This is a genomic window from Kitasatospora hibisci, from assembly GCF_043950205.1.
In the GTDB taxonomy this organism is placed as follows: Bacteria; Actinomycetota; Actinomycetes; order Streptomycetales; family Streptomycetaceae; genus Kitasatospora; species Kitasatospora hibisci.
In genome coordinates this window covers 549,647-569,790 of sequence record NZ_CP171642.1, presented here as the reverse complement: position 1 = coordinate 569,790, position 20,144 = coordinate 549,647, and the positions used below count along the sequence as shown (strand labels likewise).

14 protein-coding genes are annotated in these 20,144 nt (G+C 74.9%); 5 read left to right on the top strand and 9 right to left on the bottom strand.

The genetic code is table 11. The features are described 5' to 3' along the window. Positions 1 to 111 precede the first annotated feature (111 nt). Entirely contained in the window at positions 112 to 351 is a 240-nt protein-coding gene (locus tag ACF9IK_RS02695) for a hypothetical protein (RefSeq protein ID WP_395292611.1), read from the top strand. Between the two features lie 148 nt (positions 352 to 499). On the opposite strand, the gene ACF9IK_RS02690 is transcribed toward ACF9IK_RS02695, so the two are convergent. Together ACF9IK_RS02690 and ACF9IK_RS02685 are read right to left on the bottom strand one after the other, a co-directional pair. Further along, entirely contained in the window at positions 500 to 1,396 is an 897-nt protein-coding gene (locus tag ACF9IK_RS02690) for an aldo/keto reductase (RefSeq protein WP_395292610.1), read from the bottom strand. Position 1,397: 1 nt separating this feature from the next. Continuing rightward, positions 1,398 to 2,378: a reductase gene (locus ACF9IK_RS02685; protein WP_395292609.1), complete on the bottom strand. Its 981-nt coding sequence runs from the start codon at positions 2,376 to 2,378 to the stop codon at positions 1,398 to 1,400. Between the two features lie 105 nt (positions 2,379 to 2,483). Here ACF9IK_RS02685 and ACF9IK_RS02680 point away from each other — a divergent pair, with 105 nt between their 5' ends. After that, complete coding sequence (locus ACF9IK_RS02680) at positions 2,484 to 3,437, top strand: LysR family transcriptional regulator (RefSeq protein ID WP_395292608.1); 954 nt, start codon at positions 2,484 to 2,486, stop codon at positions 3,435 to 3,437. Between the two features lie 233 nt (positions 3,438 to 3,670). Here the strand turns inward: ACF9IK_RS02680 and ACF9IK_RS02675 are convergent, their stop codons facing one another. Together ACF9IK_RS02675 and ACF9IK_RS02670 are read right to left on the bottom strand one after the other, a co-directional pair. After that, positions 3,671 to 4,867 (bottom strand): glycosyltransferase, encoded by a 1,197-nt coding sequence (locus tag ACF9IK_RS02675; RefSeq protein ID WP_395292607.1) that lies wholly within the window; start codon positions 4,865 to 4,867, stop codon positions 3,671 to 3,673. Between the two features lie 249 nt (positions 4,868 to 5,116). Next, a complete protein-coding gene (locus ACF9IK_RS02670) occupies positions 5,117 to 8,344 on the bottom strand; it encodes a protein kinase domain-containing protein (protein ID WP_395292606.1) in 3,228 nt (1,075 codons plus the stop codon). 278 nt (positions 8,345 to 8,622) lie between these two features. Between ACF9IK_RS02670 and ACF9IK_RS02665 the strand changes: the two genes are divergently transcribed. Beyond that, complete coding sequence (locus tag ACF9IK_RS02665) at positions 8,623 to 9,534, top strand: glutaminase (protein WP_395298453.1); 912 nt, start codon at positions 8,623 to 8,625, stop codon at positions 9,532 to 9,534. Between the two features lie 413 nt (positions 9,535 to 9,947). Here ACF9IK_RS02665 and ACF9IK_RS02660 read toward each other — a convergent pair whose 3' ends face one another. Both ACF9IK_RS02660 and ACF9IK_RS02655 read right to left on the bottom strand, forming a co-directional pair. Then, positions 9,948 to 11,120 carry an N-acetylmuramoyl-L-alanine amidase gene (locus tag ACF9IK_RS02660; RefSeq protein ID WP_395292605.1) on the bottom strand — a complete coding sequence of 391 codons (1,173 nt, stop codon included), beginning with the start codon at positions 11,118 to 11,120 and terminating at the stop codon, positions 9,948 to 9,950. A 214-nt stretch (positions 11,121 to 11,334) separates the two neighbouring features. Beyond that, positions 11,335 to 11,799 carry an SRPBCC family protein gene (locus ACF9IK_RS02655; RefSeq protein ID WP_395292604.1) on the bottom strand — a complete coding sequence of 155 codons (465 nt, stop codon included), beginning with the start codon at positions 11,797 to 11,799 and terminating at the stop codon, positions 11,335 to 11,337. Between the two features lie 241 nt (positions 11,800 to 12,040). Here ACF9IK_RS02655 and ACF9IK_RS02650 point away from each other — a divergent pair, with 241 nt between their 5' ends. Beyond that, positions 12,041 to 12,832 (top strand): DUF2785 domain-containing protein, encoded by a 792-nt coding sequence (locus ACF9IK_RS02650; protein ID WP_395292603.1) that lies wholly within the window; start codon positions 12,041 to 12,043, stop codon positions 12,830 to 12,832. Positions 12,833 to 12,969: 137 nt separating this feature from the next. Beyond that, a complete protein-coding gene (locus ACF9IK_RS02645; RefSeq protein WP_395292602.1) occupies positions 12,970 to 14,622 on the top strand; it encodes an AMP-binding protein in 1,653 nt (550 codons plus the stop codon). An 84-nt stretch (positions 14,623 to 14,706) separates the two neighbouring features. Here the strand turns inward: ACF9IK_RS02645 and ACF9IK_RS02640 are convergent, their stop codons facing one another. The 3 genes from ACF9IK_RS02640 to ACF9IK_RS02630 all read right to left on the bottom strand — a co-directional run bounded on the left by ACF9IK_RS02640 (position 14,707) and on the right by ACF9IK_RS02630 (position 20,118). After that, on the bottom strand, positions 14,707 to 15,513 hold the full coding sequence (locus ACF9IK_RS02640) for a DeoR/GlpR family DNA-binding transcription regulator (protein WP_395292601.1): 807 nt from the start codon (positions 15,511 to 15,513) through the stop codon (positions 14,707 to 14,709). Between the two features lie 252 nt (positions 15,514 to 15,765). Further along, entirely contained in the window at positions 15,766 to 17,892 is a 2,127-nt protein-coding gene (locus ACF9IK_RS02635; RefSeq protein WP_395292600.1) for an NPCBM/NEW2 domain-containing protein, read from the bottom strand. Between the two features lie 78 nt (positions 17,893 to 17,970). Continuing rightward, positions 17,971 to 20,118 carry a hypothetical protein gene (locus ACF9IK_RS02630; protein ID WP_395292599.1) on the bottom strand — a complete coding sequence of 716 codons (2,148 nt, stop codon included), beginning with the start codon at positions 20,116 to 20,118 and terminating at the stop codon, positions 17,971 to 17,973. Positions 20,119 to 20,144: the final 26 nt, after the last annotated feature.

Sequence of the window (20,144 nt, the reverse complement as noted above, 5' to 3'; positions counted from 1 at the left end):
GACCGTAGCGGCCGGAGCACTGACACGCCCTCGGACGGCGCAGCGTCCGCGCTCGGGCGCGCTGCTTCGGATAGGAATCGCTCGTCCCGATCCCGATCCGGAGGTCCCGAGATGAACCCGGTCCTGTCGAAGTCGACGAAGTACGCCGCCCGTGCGGCCTGTTCCGTACTGCTGCTGACGGCGCCCGTGCTGCTGCTCGCCCAGCCGGCCGCCGCGGAGGGGCCGAAGACGCCGCAGGAGGCGGCCGTCTGCCGGGGCGTGCTGACCACCCTGCTCGGTGGAGCGCCGTTCGGCGCGGGCGGTGTCAACGCGCTCTGCGCCGTCCAGCCGGGACCGGCCGACGGCTCGTGACCGTCCCCGACCGTTCCTGACGCCCCCCGGCCGTTCGTGTCGGGAGAGCCGCGCGGGCGGACCGGCGGACCCGCCGGCCCCGCCCGCCGGGACGACCGCCCGGAGGCCTTGGTGAGACGGGCGGGAACGGCACTCCCGGCCCGGCACCCTACGTCCCGACCGCGTCGAACGGGGCGGAGAGTTCGGCAAGCTCGGAGGGGCCGAGGTCGAGTTCCGCGGCCGCGGCGGAGTCGCGGATGCTGGCCGCGCGGCGCGCGCCGGGGATCGGCACCATGACGGGGGAGAGGGCGAGCAGCCAGGCGAGGCCGACTTGCTGGGGCGAGACCCCGCGCGCGGCGGCGATCCGGTGGAAGGCGCCGGTCGTGGCCGCCCGGTCCGCCGGGTCGTCCAGGACGCTGCAGGCGAGGCCGCCGAGCGGGCTCCACGGGAGGAAGGCCAGGCCCAGGTGCTCGCTCAGCCGCAGCTCGGGCTCGGAGGTGCGGACGGCAGGGGAGAAACGGTTCTGCACGGAGACCAGGGCCGGGCCGAGGATCTCCCGGGCCGTCAGGATCTGCTGCTCGTCCACGTTGGAGATGCCCGCCGCGCGGACCTTGCCCGCATCCACCAGCTCGCGCAGGGCGCCCACCGACTCGGCCCACGGCACCCGCGGGTCGGGTTTGTGCAGCTGGTAGAGGCCGACGGCCTCGGTGCCGAGGCGCCGCAGCGAGCCCTCGCAGGCACGCCGCAGGTGCTCCGGCCGGCCGTCGACCGTCCAGGAGCCGTCGCCGGGACGGCCGCGCCCGCCCTTGGTGGCGACCAGGACGGCCGCCCGGTCGGCGGCCGGGCGCTCGGCCAGCGCGCGGGCCACCAGCCGCTCGTTGTGGCCGACTTCGGCGGCGTGCCAGTGGTAGGAGTCGGCGGTGTCGATCAGGGTGACGCCGGCGTCGAGCGCGGCGTGCAGGGTGGCCAGGGCGGTCTCCTCGTCCGGCCGGCCCTCGACCGAGAGCGGCATGGCGCCGAGCCCGATCGCGCTGACGGCAGCCCCGCCGACGGTGCGCTGTCGCACGTCACGCCGCCCTTCGTGACGCGGCGTCGGCCGCAGGCGCAGCCGCGGCCTCGGCGACGGCCCCGGGCAGCCAGTCGGCTACCGGGGAGAAGCGCAGACCGAGCCCTTGGGCGCGTCGGCCGTCCATCGGGTACCAGCGGTCGAAGGAGAACGGTGAGGCCTCGCCGCCTTCGACCACCCGGTGGTGGGCGGTGGCGCCGAGCCGTTCGGCGATCAGGTCGGCCAGCGCGAGCACGTCCAGTGGCTCCGGGGAGCAGGCGTTGACCGGCCCGGCGGCGTCGGAGGCTGCCACGCGGACCAGCGCGGCGGCGATCTCCTCGTGGTGGACGAAGGAGGTCGGCTGCGGCCGCCGGTGCACGGCGACCGGCCCGCCCGCGGCGATCAGCCCGGTGTAGTGCGCCAGCCGGCCGGTGAAGTCCCGGGCGCCGCCGCCCAGGACGTGTGCGCTTCGCACGGTGGCCCAGGAGAACGGCGCGTCCCGGGCCAGGACGGCCTCGGCCTGCCGCTTGCCCTCCGCGTAGCGCGTCGCCTCGTCGAAGCGGCGGGCGAGCGCCGCCGCGTCCTGCCAGGGGAGACCGAGGTCGACCGGCCACTGCGCCGGGTCCACGGCCTCCTCGGGCACCGGGACGCCCGGGGTGGTGTGCACCAGGGGCGAGGTCGCGGGGTCGTAGACCTCCATCGTCGAGGTCATCACGTACCGGCCGGTGCGGTCGGCGAAGACCCGGCGGGCCACCAGGGCCTCCGCAGGGGTGTAGAGCACCTGGTCGAGCACCGCGTCGAAGGTGCGCCCGCCGAGCGCTGCGGCGAGGGCGGCCCCGTCCGACCGGTCGGCGACGACGTGGTCGACCCCGGGCGGCGGTGGTGCCGAACCGCGGTTGACGAGGGTGACGCGGGCACCGGAGTCCCGCAGCAGGGTGACCAGGTGGAGGCCGAAGTAGCGGCTGCCGCCGATGACGCAGACGTTTCGCAGGGTGTCGTTCACGGGCACCACTCTGCTCGCCTATGCTCCCCAGCAGAACTGCCGACTTGCTGAACGCGTCATCAGCAGAGCTGTTGACCGGGAACACGTCCTGACCGTGGGAGTGCGATGATCGACGTCCGGAGGCTGACCGTGCTGCGCACGGTCGCCGAGCACGGCAGCTTCAACCGTGCGGCGGCCGCGCTGCTGCTCACCCCGTCCGCGGTCTCCCAGCAGGTCGCGGCGCTCGAACGCGGGCTGGGGACGGCCGTGGTGGAGCGCTCCACCCGCGGGGTGCGGCTCACCGAGGCCGGGCGGCTCCTGGTGGACGCGGCCACGGCGATCTCCGCCGAGCTGAGACACGCAGAGGAGCAGATCGGCCGCCTCGGTGCGGCCCGGCACCGGCTGACCCTCGCCACCTTCACCAGCGGCGGCCGCCACCTGCTGCCGGGCGTGCTGAGCCGCTTCGCGGCCGACCACCCGGACGTCGAACTGCGGATCCTCGAACGGGAGCCGGAGGACAGCCTGCCGATGGTCCGCGAGGGCACCGCCGACCTCGCCCTCGCCTACCACTTCGACGGCCCGCTGCCGGTCCTGCCCGGGGACCGCTCCGGGCTCGACTGGGAGCCGCTGATGGACGATCCGCTCTCGGTGGTGCTGCCCGAAGGCCACCGCCTGGCCGGCCGGGAAGCCCTGGACCTGGCCGAACTCGCCGAGGAGCGCTGGGTCATGGGCTGCCTGAAGACGGAGGCCTTTCTGCGCCGGCACGCGGCCGTGGCCGGCTTCGACCTCCGGGTGGCGGGCTCCACCACCGACTACTTCTTCGCCCGCTCCCTGGTCGCCGCGGGCGTCGGGGTCTCGCTGGTGCCCTACGTCGCGCTCGACCCGGTGCTGCCCGGCACCCGTACGGTGCCGGTGACGCCGCCGCGCCCGGCCCGGCACTTCGGGATCGCCCGCGCCCGGCGCCGCCCGCACCCGCACGCCGACGCCCTGGCCGGGCTCCTGCGCGAGGCCGCGCAGGAGCATCGGCGGGGGCGGCAACGGCCCGCGGCCGGGGCCGACGGCGGCGCCGCGCGCAGGTGAGCGGTCGGTCGACAGCTGCCCGGCCCGCAGCCGTCCGGGTCAGACCTGCCTGGTGAGCCCCGCCGGGACGGCGACCCCCAGCGCCGGTTCGGTCCGCAGCGGTGCGGGGCCGTCGTCGCTGGCCGGTGCGTGATCGTTCCCCTCGTGGGGCGGTCGGGGCCCAGCGTGCCGCACCCGGCCGACACCGGGCGCCGGGGTCGGCACGCCGGACGGGCGCTACGCGCTCCCGCGCCTCACGCGGACACCTCCCGGGCCCCGCCGATGACGTCGAGCAGCAGCTTCGCCGCCACCGCAGCCCCGTCGGCGCCGACCGTGTCTGCCACGGCGGCCGCCCGCGCGCGGGTCTCCGGGCTCAGGGCCACCTCCAGCGCGGCCGACAGGGACGCGAAGGTCGGCGTCGGACCGTCGTGGGCCGCGCCGATGCCCAGCTCGGCCACGCGGCCGGCCCAGTACGGCTGGTCGGCCAGCTGGGGCACCACCACCTGGGGTGCGCCGGCCAGGGCGGCCGTCGTCGTCGTGCCCGCGCCGCCGTGGTGCACGACCGCGGCCACCCGGGGGAACAGTGCGTGGTGGTCGACCTCGCCGACGGCGAGGCAGTCGTCCTGGTCGTCGGTCAGGGCCAGGTCGGCCCAGCCGCCGGAGAGGAGCACGCGGCGGCCCTGCGCACGGACCGCCTCGACCGCCGCGCGGGCGACGTCCTGCGCGTCGCGGATCGGCATGCTCCCGAAGCCCACGTACACCGGGGGCGTGCCCGCCGCCAGGAACGCCTCCAACCCGGCCGGGAGCGGACGTTCGTCGGCCCGGAGCCACGCACCGGTCTGCAGCACGTCGAGGTCCGCCGGCTGCAGCCAGGGGCTCAGCGCCGGGTCGGCCGCCAGCCACGGCCGGTCGGTCAGGACGTAGTCGCGGAAGTGGTCCACCGGCGGCAGGCCGACCGTCTTCCGGTGGGCGTTGAGACCGGTGCCGAACAGGACGTTCATGGTCTCGACGTCGAGGTCCCACAGCACCCGGTTGTCGGTCACCTCCGGCGGGAACGGCCTGCCCGGCCGCGGGAACGGCGGGTGGTGCGGGGACGGCAGGTAGCTCGGGAAGTAGGCCACGAACACGTAGGGGATGCCCAGCGTCTCGGCCGCCGACCGCGCCGCGGCCGCGGCCGGGAGCAGCCCGGTCGCCACGACCGCGTCGCAGTCCTCGGCCGCCGCGACGACCGCGTCGTAGGTCGTGGCGACCAGCGCGGCCGCGCGCTGGGCCAGGCCCTCCGCCGGCATCGGCGTCTTCCCGGTCACCGCCGCGGTCGCCACGGGTCGCATCGGCTGTCCGATCGGCGCCAGCGGGAGGCCGGCGGCGTCCAGCAGTTCGGCGAAGTCCGGCGGCGCGCACACCCGCACCTCCGTGCCGAGCGCCCGCAGCTGTCCCGCGAGCCCGATCATCGGCTCGATGTCCCCGCGGGACCCGTAAGCCGTCAACAACACGCGCACGTCGCGGTCCCCCGTTCTCTCCTGTGAGACTTCGGCCTCGGTCGACGATCATGCATCATGATCACCGCCTTGCCGCAAGCCCCCCGGTGCGCGGTATGTTGGCGGTGGAAGGCGGTGCGCCATGCCCCTACGTACCGTCACAGGTGCTGCAGGAGCGCCGAGTCGGGGACTCTCTCCACGGCCGGGTGTGTGGGGCCCCGGTCACCGCGTGGTGCGGCGCGCCGTCCGCAGGACGCCGAGGGTGACCACGGGGAGCGCCACCAACAGGGCGGCCCAGAAGGCGCCGTGACCCCAGAGCTCGGCGACGGCCTCGAACTGCCCGCGCGCCACCGGGATGCGCAGAGCCTCCAGCGGGCCGAGCGGCGGCGGCCAGGAGCCGAGCACCATGGCGCCGACCACCCAGAGGCCCAGCAGCCGACGCGCGGTCCGCGGCGTGGCGAGGACGCTCAGCACGGCCAGGACGGCGAACAGCAGCGCGAAGTCGGCCTGGTAGCCGGCACCGACCTGACCGGTGCCCCAGGAGGACGGGGTGGCATGGTGCCCGGTGGCGGTCAGCCGGACCTCGACCGTCGCCCAGAGCAGGACGACCAGCAGATGGGCGGTGCCGAGCACGTACAGCACGCGGTCGCGCAGGCCCGCGCGACCGGGCCGCCACCGGGCCGGGTCCGGCGCGGGCGCGGGCGAGCCCGTACCGGCCGGTCGGCGGCGGGCGGCGAGGCGGCTCCACTCGCGGGCGGTGCGCCCCCGGGCCTCGTGCACGGGCTTCAGCATCCCGGTCGCGGCGCGTTCGACCAGGAACACGGCCAGCAGCACCACGAGGGCCGCGGCCACGCCGGCCCAGCTGCCCAGCCCGCCCTCGAACACCACGATGCGGTCGGCCAGCGCCTGCGGCGGCTGGGCGAACGTCATGGGCGGGCCGAGCCGCAGGTAGCCCACGGCGAACGCGGCAGCGGCGGCGAGCAGCAGCGTCCAGCGTCCGACCCGGGCCGGGAAGACGGCCGCGACCACCGCCGCCACCAGGGCCGCGCCGAGCTGGCCGACCACCTGCCGGGCCGCGAGCTCGCCGGCGCCCCGCAGCGGGCCGCCGAAGCCGCCGTTCGGCAGGATCAGCAGCTCGGCCCGCGCGTCGAGGGCGAACCGCCACACCGCGCCCGACCAGAGCATCAGGGCGAGGGCGAGGGTCACCAGCGCGACCGCGCCGACCTGTCGCGGCAGTGCCGTCCGGGCGTTGGACCACCAGACGCCGAGCCAGTCCCGCCTGGCCGACGGGCGGTGCCCGTGCGGCCCGGCCGCGGGGGTGGTCCTGGTCCGCAGCACCGCGGCGGCCACCAGGGCGGCCCGGCCGGTCACCGTCGCCGGGTCGGCACCCACCGCCCGGCGCCGCAGCGCGGACCAGCGCCGCCGTACCGGGTCCGGCGCCTCGCGGCGGACGGCGGTGCGCGCGGCCAGGGCGGCGTTCACCGCGACGGCCGAGGCCACGGCCACCGGCGTGGACAGCAGTGCCGGCTCGGCGAGCCGGTGCAGGACGGCCGGCAGCGGTGAGAGCCGGGCCACCAGCTCGGGGTGCTCCTCGGCGCGGACCGTCAGCAGGACCACCAGACGGTACGCCTCGGTCCGCTCGTCCGCACTCAGCCCGTCGCCGCCGCGCCGGCCGCCGCCGACCTCCCGGGCGGCCTCCTCCACCGCGGCCAGTACGGCGGGCAGCTCGGCCACGGCGAGCAGCCGCGCGCACTGCTCGCCGAAGCACTCCGGGTGGTCGCAGTCGTACCGGGCCGCGACGGCCGGCACCGAGCCGGCGACCAGCTCGTCCACCAGCGCGACCAGCCCCGGATCGGCGGCGAGCCGGGCCAGTCCGGCGGAGTCGATCGCATGGTTCCGGTAGGACGGCACGGTGCCCGGCGCGAACGCGGCGCCGAAGGCGAGGACGGCGACCGCTGCCGCGGTGGCCCGCCCGGGTCCGCGCAGCCGCTCCACGTCGCGGAGCTGGCTCAGGTCGACGACGGTGTCCCGCACCTCGTCGCTCAGCCACTCCCGCAGCCGCTGGGCGCCGCCCTGGGCCAGCCAGTGCGCCGCGTCCGCGGACCGCCCGAGCATGGCCGTGGCCAGCGCGGCCGGGTCGTGGAAGAGGTCGCCGAGGAAGGTGATCGGGCGGTGGGCGGGTGCGACGGGCGAACCGCCAGACGGAACGGCCGGCCGCACCACCTCGGGACTGCCGCCGGCCAGCCACGTCCGGACCTGTGGCGCGGTCCAGCGGTGCACCGGGTTCCTGGTGAACAGGCCCTGGAGCAGCAGCTGCCGGCGCGGGTGGGCGACCCCGGACAGGTCCACCTCCGCGGCCATCACCAGGTCGTACTGCAGCACCTCGTCGCTCAGCAGCAGCCCGTCCGCGCCCAGGTAGCGGGGGCGGCCGGTGAACAGCTCGTACAGCACGTTGCCCAGCGCCCACCAGGGGCCCTCCGCGCGGTTGGTCCCGGCCAGCTGCTCGGGCGCCATGTACGCGACGGTCACCTGCATCTCGGGGGAGAAGCTGCGGCTGGCGGTGAGCCGGGCGACGCCGCCGAAGTCCGCGATCACGAACTCGGGTGGCCCGGCCGTGCCGTCGGGCGCCGTGGTCGGGCGGAGCAGGATGTTGGACGGCTTGAAGTCGACCGGGTTCCGCCGGATCCGCTGCTGCCAGAAGTCCAGCAGGCCGACGAGCTCGCGCACGATCCGCTCGGTCTCCGCACCGTCGGCCGCCCGCCCCGCCCGTTGCAGCTCGGCGAAGTGGTCGGCCAGGGTGACCGGCAGGTACTCCATCGCCACCCAGTCGCAGTGCGCCCCGGCGTGCTCCACCCGGCCGTGCCCGGTGATCAGCGGCACGTGGCGGCGGTAGCCGTCGTCGCGCAGGTGCTCCAGCAGCTCCGGGTCCATGGCCTGCCCGGCGACGGTGACCTTCACCGCGGCCTCGCCGCCGCCGTCGGTGCGGCGTACCTGCCAGACCGTGCCCTCGGTGCCCGAGCCGGCCACCCCGAGCGGTTCGTAGCGGTCGAGCAGCGCCGCCGGGAAGGCGCCGCCGAAGTGGCCGCCGCGCCTGGGGGCGGGGCCCCGGGGGGCGGTGCCCGGGGCCGGACCGGAGCCGGGTCCGCCGGGCGGTGCGGCTGGTGGCGCGCCGGGGGGTGCCGGCGGCGGCGCGGGTGCGGCAGGGGCTCCGCCGGTCGTCGGAGCCGGATCGGCGCGGGTGCCCGGCAGCACCCGGGTCGGCGGGTTCGGGACGGCCTCGGTCGCCGGCCGGGCGGCGGGGATGCCGAGCCGCGAGGACGGCTCCTGGAACCCGTTCCGCCCGCTGCCGCGCCGCCCGCGGAGCAGCCGGTCCACCTTGGTGCGCGGGACGCCCGGGCGTTCCCGCCCGCCGCCCGTCGCCCCCGGCTCCGCCGTCGTGCCGTCGGCCATCCCGTCCGCTCCCCTCCCCGCCCCCGGGCCGGCCCGGGGGAGTGCCGCTCTCGCCGGCCGCCGTTCTCGCGGCGCCGCTTCCGCCGCGGCCGTCACCGCGGCGTCATGCCGGTCGGGACACCCTACTGTCCCCGGAACGGCGTGTATGCCGGTGCGTCAAGAATATTGACATCGCATCAGATCGGAGCGCCGGCGCCCGGCGGGTGGCTGCAGGGCCGCCGGGTGGACCCGGATCGTGCCTGCTCGGGGCGGTGGCCCAGAATGTGCGGGTGAACGATGTGGACTACCGGGTACTGCTGGACGACGCCATGGAGACGGCCCGCCGGTCGCCGGATCGCGGTCGGGTCGCCGACTACATCCCGGCGCTCGCGCAGGCCGACCCGACCGCCTTCGGGATGGCGATCGCCACCGTCGACGGCGCGGTGTTCGGTGCGGGGGACTGGCAGCACCCGTTCTCGATCCAGTCGGTGTCCAAACTGTTCACCCTGGCGCTGGCCCTGGCGGAGGGCGGCGACGGCCTCTGGGCCGGGGTGGGCCGCGAGCCCTCCGGCAACCCGTTCAACTCGCTGGTGCAGCTGGAGACCGAGCAGGGGATCCCGCGCAACCCGTTCATCAACGCCGGCGCCCTGATCGTCACCGACCGGCTGCTGAAGCTGACCGGCGACGCGGTGGGGGCGGTCCGCGGCTTCCTCCAAGCGGAGTCGGGCAACCCGGAGGTCGGGGTGGACGACTCGGTGGCGTCCTCCGAGGCCCGGCACGGCCACCGCAACGCCGCCATGGCCCACTTCATGGCCAGCTACGGCAACCTGCGCAACCCGGTCGACAGCGTCCTCGCCCACTACTACGCGCACTGCGCGATCACGGCGAGCTGCCGCGACCTCGCGCTGGCCGGCCTCTTCCTCGCCCGCCACGGGATCAGGGCCGACGGCAGCCGGCTGCTCTCGCGTAGCGAGGCCAAGCGGATCAACGCCGTGCTGCTGACCTGCGGCACCTACGACGCGGCCGGCGAGTTCGCCTACCGGGTGGGCCTGCCGGGCAAGAGCGGCGTGGGCGGCGGGATCCTCGCCGTGCTGCCGGGTCGGGGCACCGTCTGTGTCTGGAGCCCGGGCCTGGACGCGGCCGGCAACTCCGTCCTCGGGGTGGCCGCGCTGGACGCCCTCACCACGGCGACCGGCTGGTCGGTGTTCTGAGCCTGGTCGGTGGGCCGCGTCGTAGGGGCCTGCCGACGGCTCCCGGCGCGGTGCGACCACGGATGCGCAGTCCTGCGCACGACGAGAGGACGCCCATGGGACGCCCGCGCACCATGCGGCGGACCTCCCGGGGCCGTCGCCGATGGCTCCGGCCCCGGCCCGAGCCGGGCGTGACCCGGGTCGACGGGCACCCGGGCCCGACCCAGGGCGTCTGCCGGCCCACGGGCGACTTCGGACCGGGCGCGGACGACTCCGTCGTCTGGGCGACTGCACCGGCACCACGACGGCGTCGCCCCGCACGGTGTCCGCGGTCGGCTCGGCCCCGACCCAGTGCGGGTTCTGCACTGGGTCGGGGCCGGGCCGGCGCCCCCGCGGGCACGGGGGTGACCCGCGCGGGCGCCCCGGGAGAGGGTCTAGCGCCCGGCGCCGCCCAGCGCGGCCACCTCGGTGCGCAGCGTCGGCAGGCTCGCGTACATCACGCCGCCCGGGCACTCGGTGGCGAGCCAGTCGCGGTGGCCGCTGATCATGTCGACCGGCTTGGTCACCCCGTTGACCGGGTTGACGTAGGTCACCTTCGCCTGCGGGTCGAGCCCGTGGGTGCGGGCGGCCAGGGCGAGCAGGCCGGTCAGCGAGCGGCGGGCCTGTGGCGTCGGCTCCTGGTCGGTGAGGGTGCCGAGCAGGGCGATGCCGAGGTTGCCGGAGTTGAAGCCGGCGGTGTGGAAGGCGGTCACCACCTTTCCGGTGGCGTCCTGCGCCGGGAGGCCGTCGTCGCCCGACCAGCGGCCCTCGTAGATCCGCCCGGCCTCGTCGATCAGGAAGTGGTAGCCGATGTCGCCCCAGTCCAGGGTGACGGCGTGGTACTCGTAGATCGCCCGGACGGTGGCCGCCGGGTCGGGGTCGGCGTTGGCGGTGTCCGTGTGGTGCACCGTCAGGGTCTGCAGCGGGTAGTACTTGGCGGGGGAGTTCTCCACGCCGTTCTTGAAGCGCTTCGACTCGTCGGCGCCCCACGCGGCCCGCGGCAGGTACTCGACGCCGCAGAGCGAGGCCGGCGCGGCGGCGGCGACCACCGCGGTGCGGGCCGGGCCGTGCACGGTGTCCAACGCGGTGGTGCGCAGGTTGCCCGCGCCGTCGGGCAGCCGCAGCTCGTAGCCGGAGGCGCCGTCGGCGGCGATCAGCGCGGTGGCGGTGCGGGTGCTCGCGTCGGCGTCCCGGTGGGCCGGACGGTCGGGGCCGCCCGCGCAGCCGGCGGGCAGGGCACGCCAGGGGCCCGGCGCCGCGCCGTCCCGGTGGAGCCGGATCGCGGCGCCGCGGTGCGGGCCGTCCCAGCTGACCCCGACGTACCGGATGGGGAAGTCGGCCTGCACGCTCGTGGCCTCGGCACCGGCCGCGGAGTGCGCCCGGGTGGCGGGAACGCTGACGGTCCGGGCGGTCTGCGACCGGCCCCCGGGGGCGCCCGTGCCGGGCGCGGGGGTGGTGGTCACCGCGGCGGCCGCGGGGGCGGCGGGGGAGACGGCGAGTGCGGCGGCCGCCGCGCCGATCGCGCCGACGACGGCGCGCCGGCTGACGGCGGGGTGCGGAGCGGGCATGGGCGTCCTGTCTCGGAGGAGGGGCGGATCGGGCGCCGGCGTGGTGCACGACGGCACGCACCGTCGCGACAGCCCTGCCGACTGATCGTCAGACCCCTGTGAATCTACCTGAATGATCGTTTCTGCACTGAGGCCTCCTGATCATCTCTGCCCGAAGGTGCAGCTACCGCGGCCCGCCGGACCGCGGTCCCCGCTGAGCCGCCCGGCCGTTCCGCTACCCGTCGCCGCGCGGGACGGCGGCCTCGACGGCCGCCTTGATCCGGGAGCCGAAGGCGGTCGCGTCCTTGCGCGCGGCGCTCACCGCGAGACCGACCAGCAGCTTGCCGAACCCGTGACCCTCCAGGACGTTGAAGATCCGGATCCTGGTCGCCCCGGCCGACAGCGGCGCCAGGTCGTAGCCGCCCGAGGCGGAGGTGACCAGGTTCTTCGACGTCTCGGTCCAGCGCAGCCGGGTCGGGTTCGTCACCTCGGTGATCAGGATCTCCCGGCTCGTCCTCATCCCGGCGTCCTTGACCCGGCTGGTGAACACGGTGCCGGCGGCGGTCGGCCCGTCCGGGGTCCGGCGGATCTCCAGGACACGCGGGCTGAAGGCGGGATCGTTCCGGCCGTCGGCGAGGAAGGCGAAGACGTCCGTGATCGGGCGTTCGACGTCGACGGTCGCCTCGAACTGGCCTGTCATACGTGCTCCTTCGGCATGGGGACGGCGCAGGGCGCTGCCGTCGTGCCATGCTCCCAGCCCACCGGGGCGAACGGCGGAAGGCACGGCGCGGAACGGCGCCGGACGCCGATTCGGACGCCGCCGCGACCGCCGCGACCGCCGTGACCTGCCTCCGGCGACCGCCCGCAGCGGCTTCCCGGGACCGCGGACCGGCGGGTAAATGCCGTGTGGGGCACGGCACGACCGGTCTATCCTGCCTGCCGTGATCGACTGGAACCGGATCGAAGCGGCCGACTGCGCCGTCCCCGACGACCTCCCGACGGATGCGCTGGTGGGCGAACTCTCCCGCGCGCTGGCGGATCCCGACCCGCTGGTCCGGGACGGCGCCGCCTACACCGTCCTCGCCACCTGGATCGAGCGCGGCGTGGTCGACCGGCCCCGGCGCCTGGCCCTCGGCGACGAGATGGCGGCGCGCTTCGGCGACCCGGAGGTCCAGGCCCGTACCTTCGCCCCCCTCGTGCTCGACATGATCGTGGAGCAGGGGGACGTCCGGCCCGCCTGGGTGGACGCGTTCGAGCGCTGGTACCCGGCCGAGCAGGACCTCCGCGGCCACGACGAGAAGCTCGGCTGGCTCCACGCCGTCGCCCACGGCGCGGACCTGCTGGCGCGGCTCGGCCGCCACCCCGAGGTGGACCCGGTGCGGATGCTGGAGCTCGCCGCCGCACGGCTGACGGCGCCCACCGACCACGTCTTCGACCAGTTGGAGGACGACCGGCTGGCACGGGCGATCGGCCGCGTCCTCACCCGGACCGACCTCGGCGAACGCGCGGCCACGGCCTGGCTGGAGCCGATCGCCGCCGGCTACGGGGCCGAGCGCATCAGCACCCCGGTGTCCGCCGGCCTCACCAACTGCCTGCGCACGCTGCGCCTGCTCTACATCATGGCCGACCGCGGCGTCCGTCCGAACAGCGAGTCCGCACCGCAGCCGGTCCACCACCGGGAGGCGGTGAAGGCGCGCCTCGCCGAGGTCCTCGACCGGATCGTCAAGCGGTGAGCTGGGCGGGCGTTCCCGGGGCGCGGGCGGGGCGGCCGGACGGATCCGCGGTGCGCGATCGCCGGAGCCGATGACGGCGGGCGCCGCCCTGCATAGACTCGGGCGGCAGCCGTCCGGACGAGCCGAGGAGCCGCCGCATGCCCACCCCGTCCTTGAGCCTCAGCGCCGGTACGTCGGCCACGCCACTGCTGGACGAGACGATCGGCGCCGCCCTGGACCGTGCCGTCGCCGCCCACCCCGGACGCGAGGCGCTGGTCGACCTGCCGGCCGGGCGCCGCTGGACGTACCACGAACTCGCCGCCGAGGTGGACCGGGTGGCGGCCGGGCTGCTGGCGCTCGGAGTCGGCTGCGGCGACCGGGTCGGGATCTGGGCGCCGAACCGCGCGGAGTGGGTTTTCGTCCAGTACGCCACCGCGCGGATCGGCGCCGTCCTGGTGACCGTCAACCCCGGCTACCGCGTGCACGAACTGGAGTACGTGCTGCGGCAGTCGGGCATCCGCACGGTGATCGCCGCGCCGTCCTTCAAGACCTCCGACTACGCGGCCATGCTGGCCGAGGCCGGCCCGCGCTGCCCGGACCTCAAGGACGTCCTGCTCCTCGGTTCGGGCGCCTGGCACGACCTGCTCGCCGCCGGCGACCGCCTCGACCGCGGCCGGCTCGCCGAACTCGGCGCCGCCCTCCACCCGGACGACCCGATCAACATCCAGTACACCTCGGGCACCACCGGCTTCCCCAAGGGCGCGACGCTCTCGCACCGCAACATCCTCAACAACGGCTACTTCGTCGGCGAGCTCTGCGGCTACTCCGAACTCGACCGGATCTGCGTGCCGGTGCCCTTCTACCACTGCTTCGGCATGGTGATGGGCAACCTGGCGGCGCTCGCCCACGGCGCCTGCGTGGTGATCCCGGCCGCCGCCTTCGACCCCGCCGCCACGCTGCGCGCGGTCGCCGCCGAACGCTGCACCTCGCTCTACGGCGTTCCGACCATGTTCATCGCCGAGCTCAACGACGCCGGCTTCGCCGAGCACGACCTCAGCAGCCTGCGCACCGGGATCATGGCGGGCTCGCCCTGCCCGACCGAGGTGATGAAGCAGGTCGTCGAGCGGATGGGGATGCGCGACGTGTCGATCTGCTACGGGATGACCGAGACGTCGCCGGTCTCCACCCAGACCCGTGCCGCGGACCCGCTTGAGCGCCGGGTCTCCACGGTCGGCCGGGTCGGCCCGCATCTGGAGGTGAAGGTCGTGGACCCCGAGACCGGCGAGGTCGTCCCGCGCGGCACGCCGGGCGAGCTCTGCACCCGCGGCTACTCGGTGATGCTCGGCTACTGGGACCAGGCCGATCGCACGGCCGAGGTGATCGACGCCGACGGCTGGATGCACAGCGGCGACCTGGCCGTGATGGACGACGAGGGCTACCTCAACATCACCGGTCGCATCAAGGACATGGTCATCCGGGGCGGCGAGAACGTCTACCCGCGCGAGATCGAGGAGTTCCTCTACACCCACCCCGACGTCCTGGACGCCCAGGTGATCGGCGTCCCGGACGCCAAGTACGGCGAGGAGCTGATGGCCTGGATCCGGCTGCGCCCCGGCGCCACCGGGCTCACCGCCGACACCCTCCGCGAGTTCTGCACCGGACGGATCGCCCACTACAAGATCCCGCGCTACGTGCACCTCGTCGACGAGTTCCCGATGACGGTCACCGGGAAGATCCGCAAGGTGGAGATGCGGGAGCAGGCCGTGGCCCTCCTCGGCCTCGAAGCGGAAGCCGCGGCCCGGCACGCCTGACCCGCGGTGCACGCCCGACCCGCGGTGCACGCCCGACCCGCGGCCCGCGCGGCCTGCTGAGCAGCAGGCCGCGCGGGCGGGGGCTCAGGTCGTCGGCGCGACGATCAGTTCGCCGACGAGCTGAGCCGCCGCCTCCCGCTCCTCCTCGGACAGCCCGTCGTCGGTGACCAGGACGTCGACCTGGTCCAGGGAGGCGAACGAGGCCAGGCCCAGGGCGTTCCACTTGGTGTGGTCCGCCACGACCACCACCCGGCGGGCGGACTGCAGGAAGGCCCGGTTGGTCTCGGCCTCGGCGAGGTTGGGCGTGGTGAGCCCGGTCGCCGGGGAGAGCCCGTGGCACCCCAGGATCAGCACGTTGACGTGCAGGGACCGGATCGCCTGGTCGGCCACCGGGCCGACCAGCGCGTCCGAGGGAGTCCGGACCCCGCCGGTGCGGATGACCGTCGCGCCGGCCGGGCTGCCGTCCTCACCCGGATCCTCCAGGGCCTCGGCGATCCGAAGTGAGTTGGTGACCACGGTCAGGCCCTCGACGCCGCGCAGCTGCCGCGCCACCAGGTGGGTGGTGGTGCCGGCCGCCAGCCCCACCGCCGAGCCCGGCGCCACCAGGGCGGCGGCCGCGCGGGCGATCGCCGCCTTGGCCGGCAGCTCCCAGGACGCCTTGGTCTCGAAGCCGGGCTCGCCGCTGAGCGGCGCCTCGATCCGCACCGCGCCGCCGTGGACCTTGTTGACCAGGCCCTGGGTGGCGAGCGCGTCGAGGTCCCGACGGACCGTCATGTCGGAGACCCCGAGGTCGCGCACCAGGTCGGCGACCCGGACCGCGCCGCGCGACCGCACCCGCTCCAGGATCAGCATGCGTCGCTGTCCGGCGAGGGGCTGGGCGCTGTCGGCCATGGCGGATCACCTCCGGGTCGGCGCCGGCGCTCTGCCGGCGGTCACCGCCATCATGGCAGGCGGGCGGGGGATCCCCCCAACGGGTTCTGTCGGTTCCTGTCCGGTCATGTCCGGTCATGTTCCCCCTTGTGTTCTTCTGTGCCGCGCGCGGCCCGGTCGGCACCCCCGACGGCGCCGCGCGGCGGGCGCCACGCCGGGGGAGGCCCCGACGCGGCGCCGCCGTTCGGTCACGTGGCGCCGGTGCGGCTGCGGTCAGCAGCTGAGCACGGGGTCGGCCCAGTCCGCGTGGTCGCTGTTGGTGCCGTCGCCGCCGTCGGTGACCACGAGGTGCAGCTCGTAGGCGCCGGTGAGGTCGGCGGTGAGGTGCTTGGCGGGGGTGATGCCGGTCATCCGCCCGCTGTCGGCGACCTTGGTGCCGTCCGCGTAGATCTCGAAGGAGACGGTGCCGCGGCCCTGGGCCTCGGCGTCCACGCCGACGTCGGTGGCGAGCGAGGAACAGGTGCCGCCGAGGTAGTAGACGATCTCGCTGAAGGCGTTGACCCCGAGGCCCTTCTCGTAGGTGGTGCCGGCGATGGTGATGATGCCGCCGTCGTAGGCCTGGTTGTCGCCGTTGCTCATGTCCCTCTCGACCGGTCCCCAGCTGTTGCCGGCCGAGCTCCAGGCGAGGTCGGAGAGCGGGTGGGTTCCGGCGGCGGGGCCGTTGCCGCAGGCGAGCTTGGCGCCGGCCCAGTCGGCGTGGTCCCAGCTGGTGCCGTCGCCGGCGTCGGTGGCCACCAGGCGGACGGTGGCGGCCCCGGTGAGGTCGGCGGTCAGGTGCTTGGCCGGGTCCTTGCCGGTGAGCGTGCCGCTGTCGGCGACGAGGGTGTCGTCCTTGTAGATCCGGAACACCACGGAGCCGTGGCCGTAGGCGTCGTCGTCCACCCCCACGTCGGTCACCAGGTTCTTGCAGGTGCCGCCGAGGTGGAAGGCGATCTCACTGGGTGCATGCGCGCCGAGGCCCTTCGGGTAGGAGCGGCCGCGGACGGTGATGGCCTGTCCGTCGCCGGCCACGTGGTCGCCGTTGCTGCGGTCGCGCTCGACCGGGCCCCAGTAGTTGGTGACGGACTTGAACGGGAGGTCGCTCAGATAGGTCGTCCCGGTGGGCGGGGAGACCGGCGAGCCTGGCGTGACCCGGAACATGGCGGTGCCGTGCCCCGGAACCGTGGCGCTGACGGTCCCGTCACCGGTCGTGGTCTTCTTCGACCAGAGGTCCTTGACGGTGTAGGAGCTCGCGCCGCCGATGCCCACGGTCTGCGCCGTGGTGGTGATGGTGGCGTCGTAGGAGCCCTCGTTGGTCAGCGTGACGGCGCGGCCGCCGTCCGCCAGCGGCTTGGACATCACCACCAGGCCGTCGGTGCTGGAGACGACCGAGCCCTGCTTGCCCAGCGGATCCTGGTCGACGGCGATGACGTCGGCGTTGGTCAGGATCTCGAAGGTCTCCGACTCGGCCATCCGCAGGTCGGTACCGATCATCAGCGGGGCGGCCATCTCGGCCCAGAGGCTGAAGTGGGTCCGGTACTCCGTGCCGGTCATGCCGCCGTTGCCGACCTCCAGCATGTCCGGGTCGTTGAACGCCCCCGGCTTGGCGTAGTCCGCCAGGCCCTGGTTGGCCTGGGCGATGGATATCATGCTCTGCCAGGTGTCGCTGATGTCGCCGGTGGTGCGCCAGGAGTTGCCGATCGGGGCCGCCCAGTTCCACGGGCCGGTGCTGCCCCACTCGCAGATGCTGTAGAGGATCGGGCGGCCGGTCTTCTTCAGCGCGTCGCCCATCGTCTTGTAGCGCTTCTGAGCGTCGATGCCCATGTTGTTGCAGTTGTCGTACTTCAGGTAGTCGACGCCCCAGGAGGCCCAGAGGTCGGCGTCCTGCTGTTCGTGGCCCAGGCCTCCGGGGAAGCCCTTCACGTCGCAGGTGTGGATGCCGGCGCTGGAGTAGATGCCGAACTTCAGCCCCTTCCCGTGGACGTAGTCGGCGAGCGCCTTGATCCCACTGGGGAAGCGGACCGGGTCGGCGACGAGGTTGCCCTCGGCGTCACGCAGGGGCAGCGCCCAGCAGTCGTCCAGATTGACGTACTGGTAGCCGGCCGTCTTGAGCCCCTTGCTGACGAAGAGGTCGGCGATGCCCTTGATCATGTCCTCGTTGAACTGGGCGCCGCACCAGGTGGAGTTCCAGTTGTTGAAGCCCATCTGCGGCGTCAGGTTGAGGCCGTTGTCGAGGGCCGCGGCCGGTGGTGCGGTGGCGAGTTGGAGCCCGGTGGAGAGGGCGCCGGCGCCGACTGACAGCGCCAGGGCGGTCAGCGCCGACGCGATGCGGCGACGCGGGGCGGAGCGGCGGGAACGCAAGGGTCCTCCAGGAGTGGGTGTGCGGACGGGTTGCCGGCACCGCCGGCCCGGCGGCCGGCGGTGCCGGGGGAGGGAAGGTCAGTTGAGGAGCGACCAGGACTGCCCGGCGGCCGCGCCGTCCGGCCGGTTCAGCACGACCGGTGACGTCGCGGCGGTCTGCGGGGAGTCCAGGACCAGGCCGGTGGCCACGTTGGTGATGGTCAGCGCCCCGGTCGCGGTGTTCTGCTCCACCCGCCACTTCTGGTGCGGGCTGTTCGGGTCCCACCGGTTCAGCACCCAGGCGGCGCCGCCCGGGGAGTTCGGGCCGGTGAGGGTGCCGTGCCGCTGGGTGGGGGTGTCGCAGTCGTCGGTGATGCGGACGGTGCCGTCGGGGTTCGCGGTGAACGTCCACTTCTCCGAGGTGTGCCACCACCACCAGGTGTTGACGTCGAGCACCGAGCCGTCCGGCGCGCTGCAGGTGCCCTGCACCTCCAGGGCGAGGCCGCCGGTGCCGCCCGCGCCGAGGCCGTGGTAGCGGCCGTCGCCCACCACCGCGGCCGGGACGGTCACGGGCAACGGCCTGAGCCGGTACATCGCGACGCCGTGCGGCTCCACCGAGGCGGTGAGCGTTCCGGTGACGTTGCCGGTGGACCCTGTCCACAGCTCCTTGGCGGAGTAGCCGGGGCCGGGCAGTCCGAGGTCGGCCAGCGTGGTGGAGACGGTCCGGGTGGCGGCCGGGTCCTGGTTGACCAGCAGGACGGCGGTGTCGCCGTCTGCGAGCGGCCGCTTGAGCACGAGCGGCGCGGCGCCGTTCGCGGGCGGGGCGCCGACCAGGGTCGCGGGCTCGGCGAGGCCGTCCTGGTCGACGGCGACGACGTCGGCGTTCTTGTAGACGGCCAGCTGCTCGGGGGCGATGCCGGTGGACCAGGTGTAGCCGTCCTGGGTGTGCCGGGAGTCCTCGGGGCTGCGGAAGTCCGCGCCCGAGATGAGCGGGGAGGCGGCCATCGCCAGGACGGACATCTCGCTGCGCGACTCGGTGAGCGTCATCGGCTCGTGGCAGGGGCAGGTGTCGGTGGTGCCCCAGAGGCCGTAGGGATCCTGCCAGCCTGCGAACATCATGTCCATGTCGTTCCAGCTGCCGGGCCGGACGTTGCCGGGGTACTGCAGGGTCGTGCGCAACTGCCCGTTGTAGAGCACGCCTTCGAGGTCGGGCCCGCGGTCGCCGCCGATCCGGCAGAGGTTGGCCACCTGGCCGCACCAGATGCCGGTGGGTGCGTAGCCGGGGGCCTCGTACGGCGGGTTTCCGGCCGCGACCACCACCGGGTCGGTACGGGCCGGGTCGTCCCCGGCCAGCAGGTACGGGATGCCGGTGTGCACCGGCTGCGCGGAGACGCTGACCGTCACCCGCGGCCGGCCCTGGGTGGCGGAGGCCGCGTCGAGCGCCCGCTGGAAGTCGCGGACCCGGGCGTAGACGGATCGGGTCAGCTCCCTGCCCTCGCCCTGCGTCCCGTAGTTGTGGCCGTCCGGGCCGGTGATCGGCGGGCCGTAGGGGCAGTCGTCGTACTTGACGAAGTCCACCCCCCAGGCGACGAAGTCGGCCGCGTCGGTGCCCTCGTGGCCGAGGCTGCCGGGGTGGCCCTGGCAGGTGGTGTAGGTGTCGGTGGCGTAGAGGCCGAACTTCATGCCCTTGCTGTGGGCGTACCAGGCGAGGTACTGGATCCCGTTGACCGGCTGCCCGTTGACGGTGCGGCCGGGGAAGCGGCCGGGGTGGGGGATCAGATGGCCGCTGGTCGGGTCGATACCGGTGCCGTCGGTGCCGCTCACCGGGTTCCCGGCGGCGTCGTAGAGCTGCATGGCGCCGTAGGAGTTCTTGACCAGGTCGGTGGTCTGACCGTCGCGGTGGTTCTCCGACCAGCCGTCGTCGATGGTGACGGTGTCGTAGCCGGCCTCGACCAGGCCGTTGGCGGCCATGAAGTCGATGGTCTGGACGACCTGTTCCTGGGTGACCCCGGTTCCCAGGGTGTTCCAGGAGTTCCAGCCCATCGGCGGGGTGAGAGCGAGTCCGTTGCCGAGGGCGGGGGTGCCGGCCGGTGCGGGGCTCGCGTTCGGCGTGGGGCCGTTGCCCAGGGCGGCGGCAGGGGCGGCGGCGCCCAGGGCGGTGCCGCCGAGTCCGGAGGCCGCCAGGGTGAGGGCGGCCAGCTGTCGGGCCAGGGCGCGGGGCCGTGACCGGGGCAGGGGTGTTCGCATGGGTGCTCCAGCATCCGCGAGTGTGG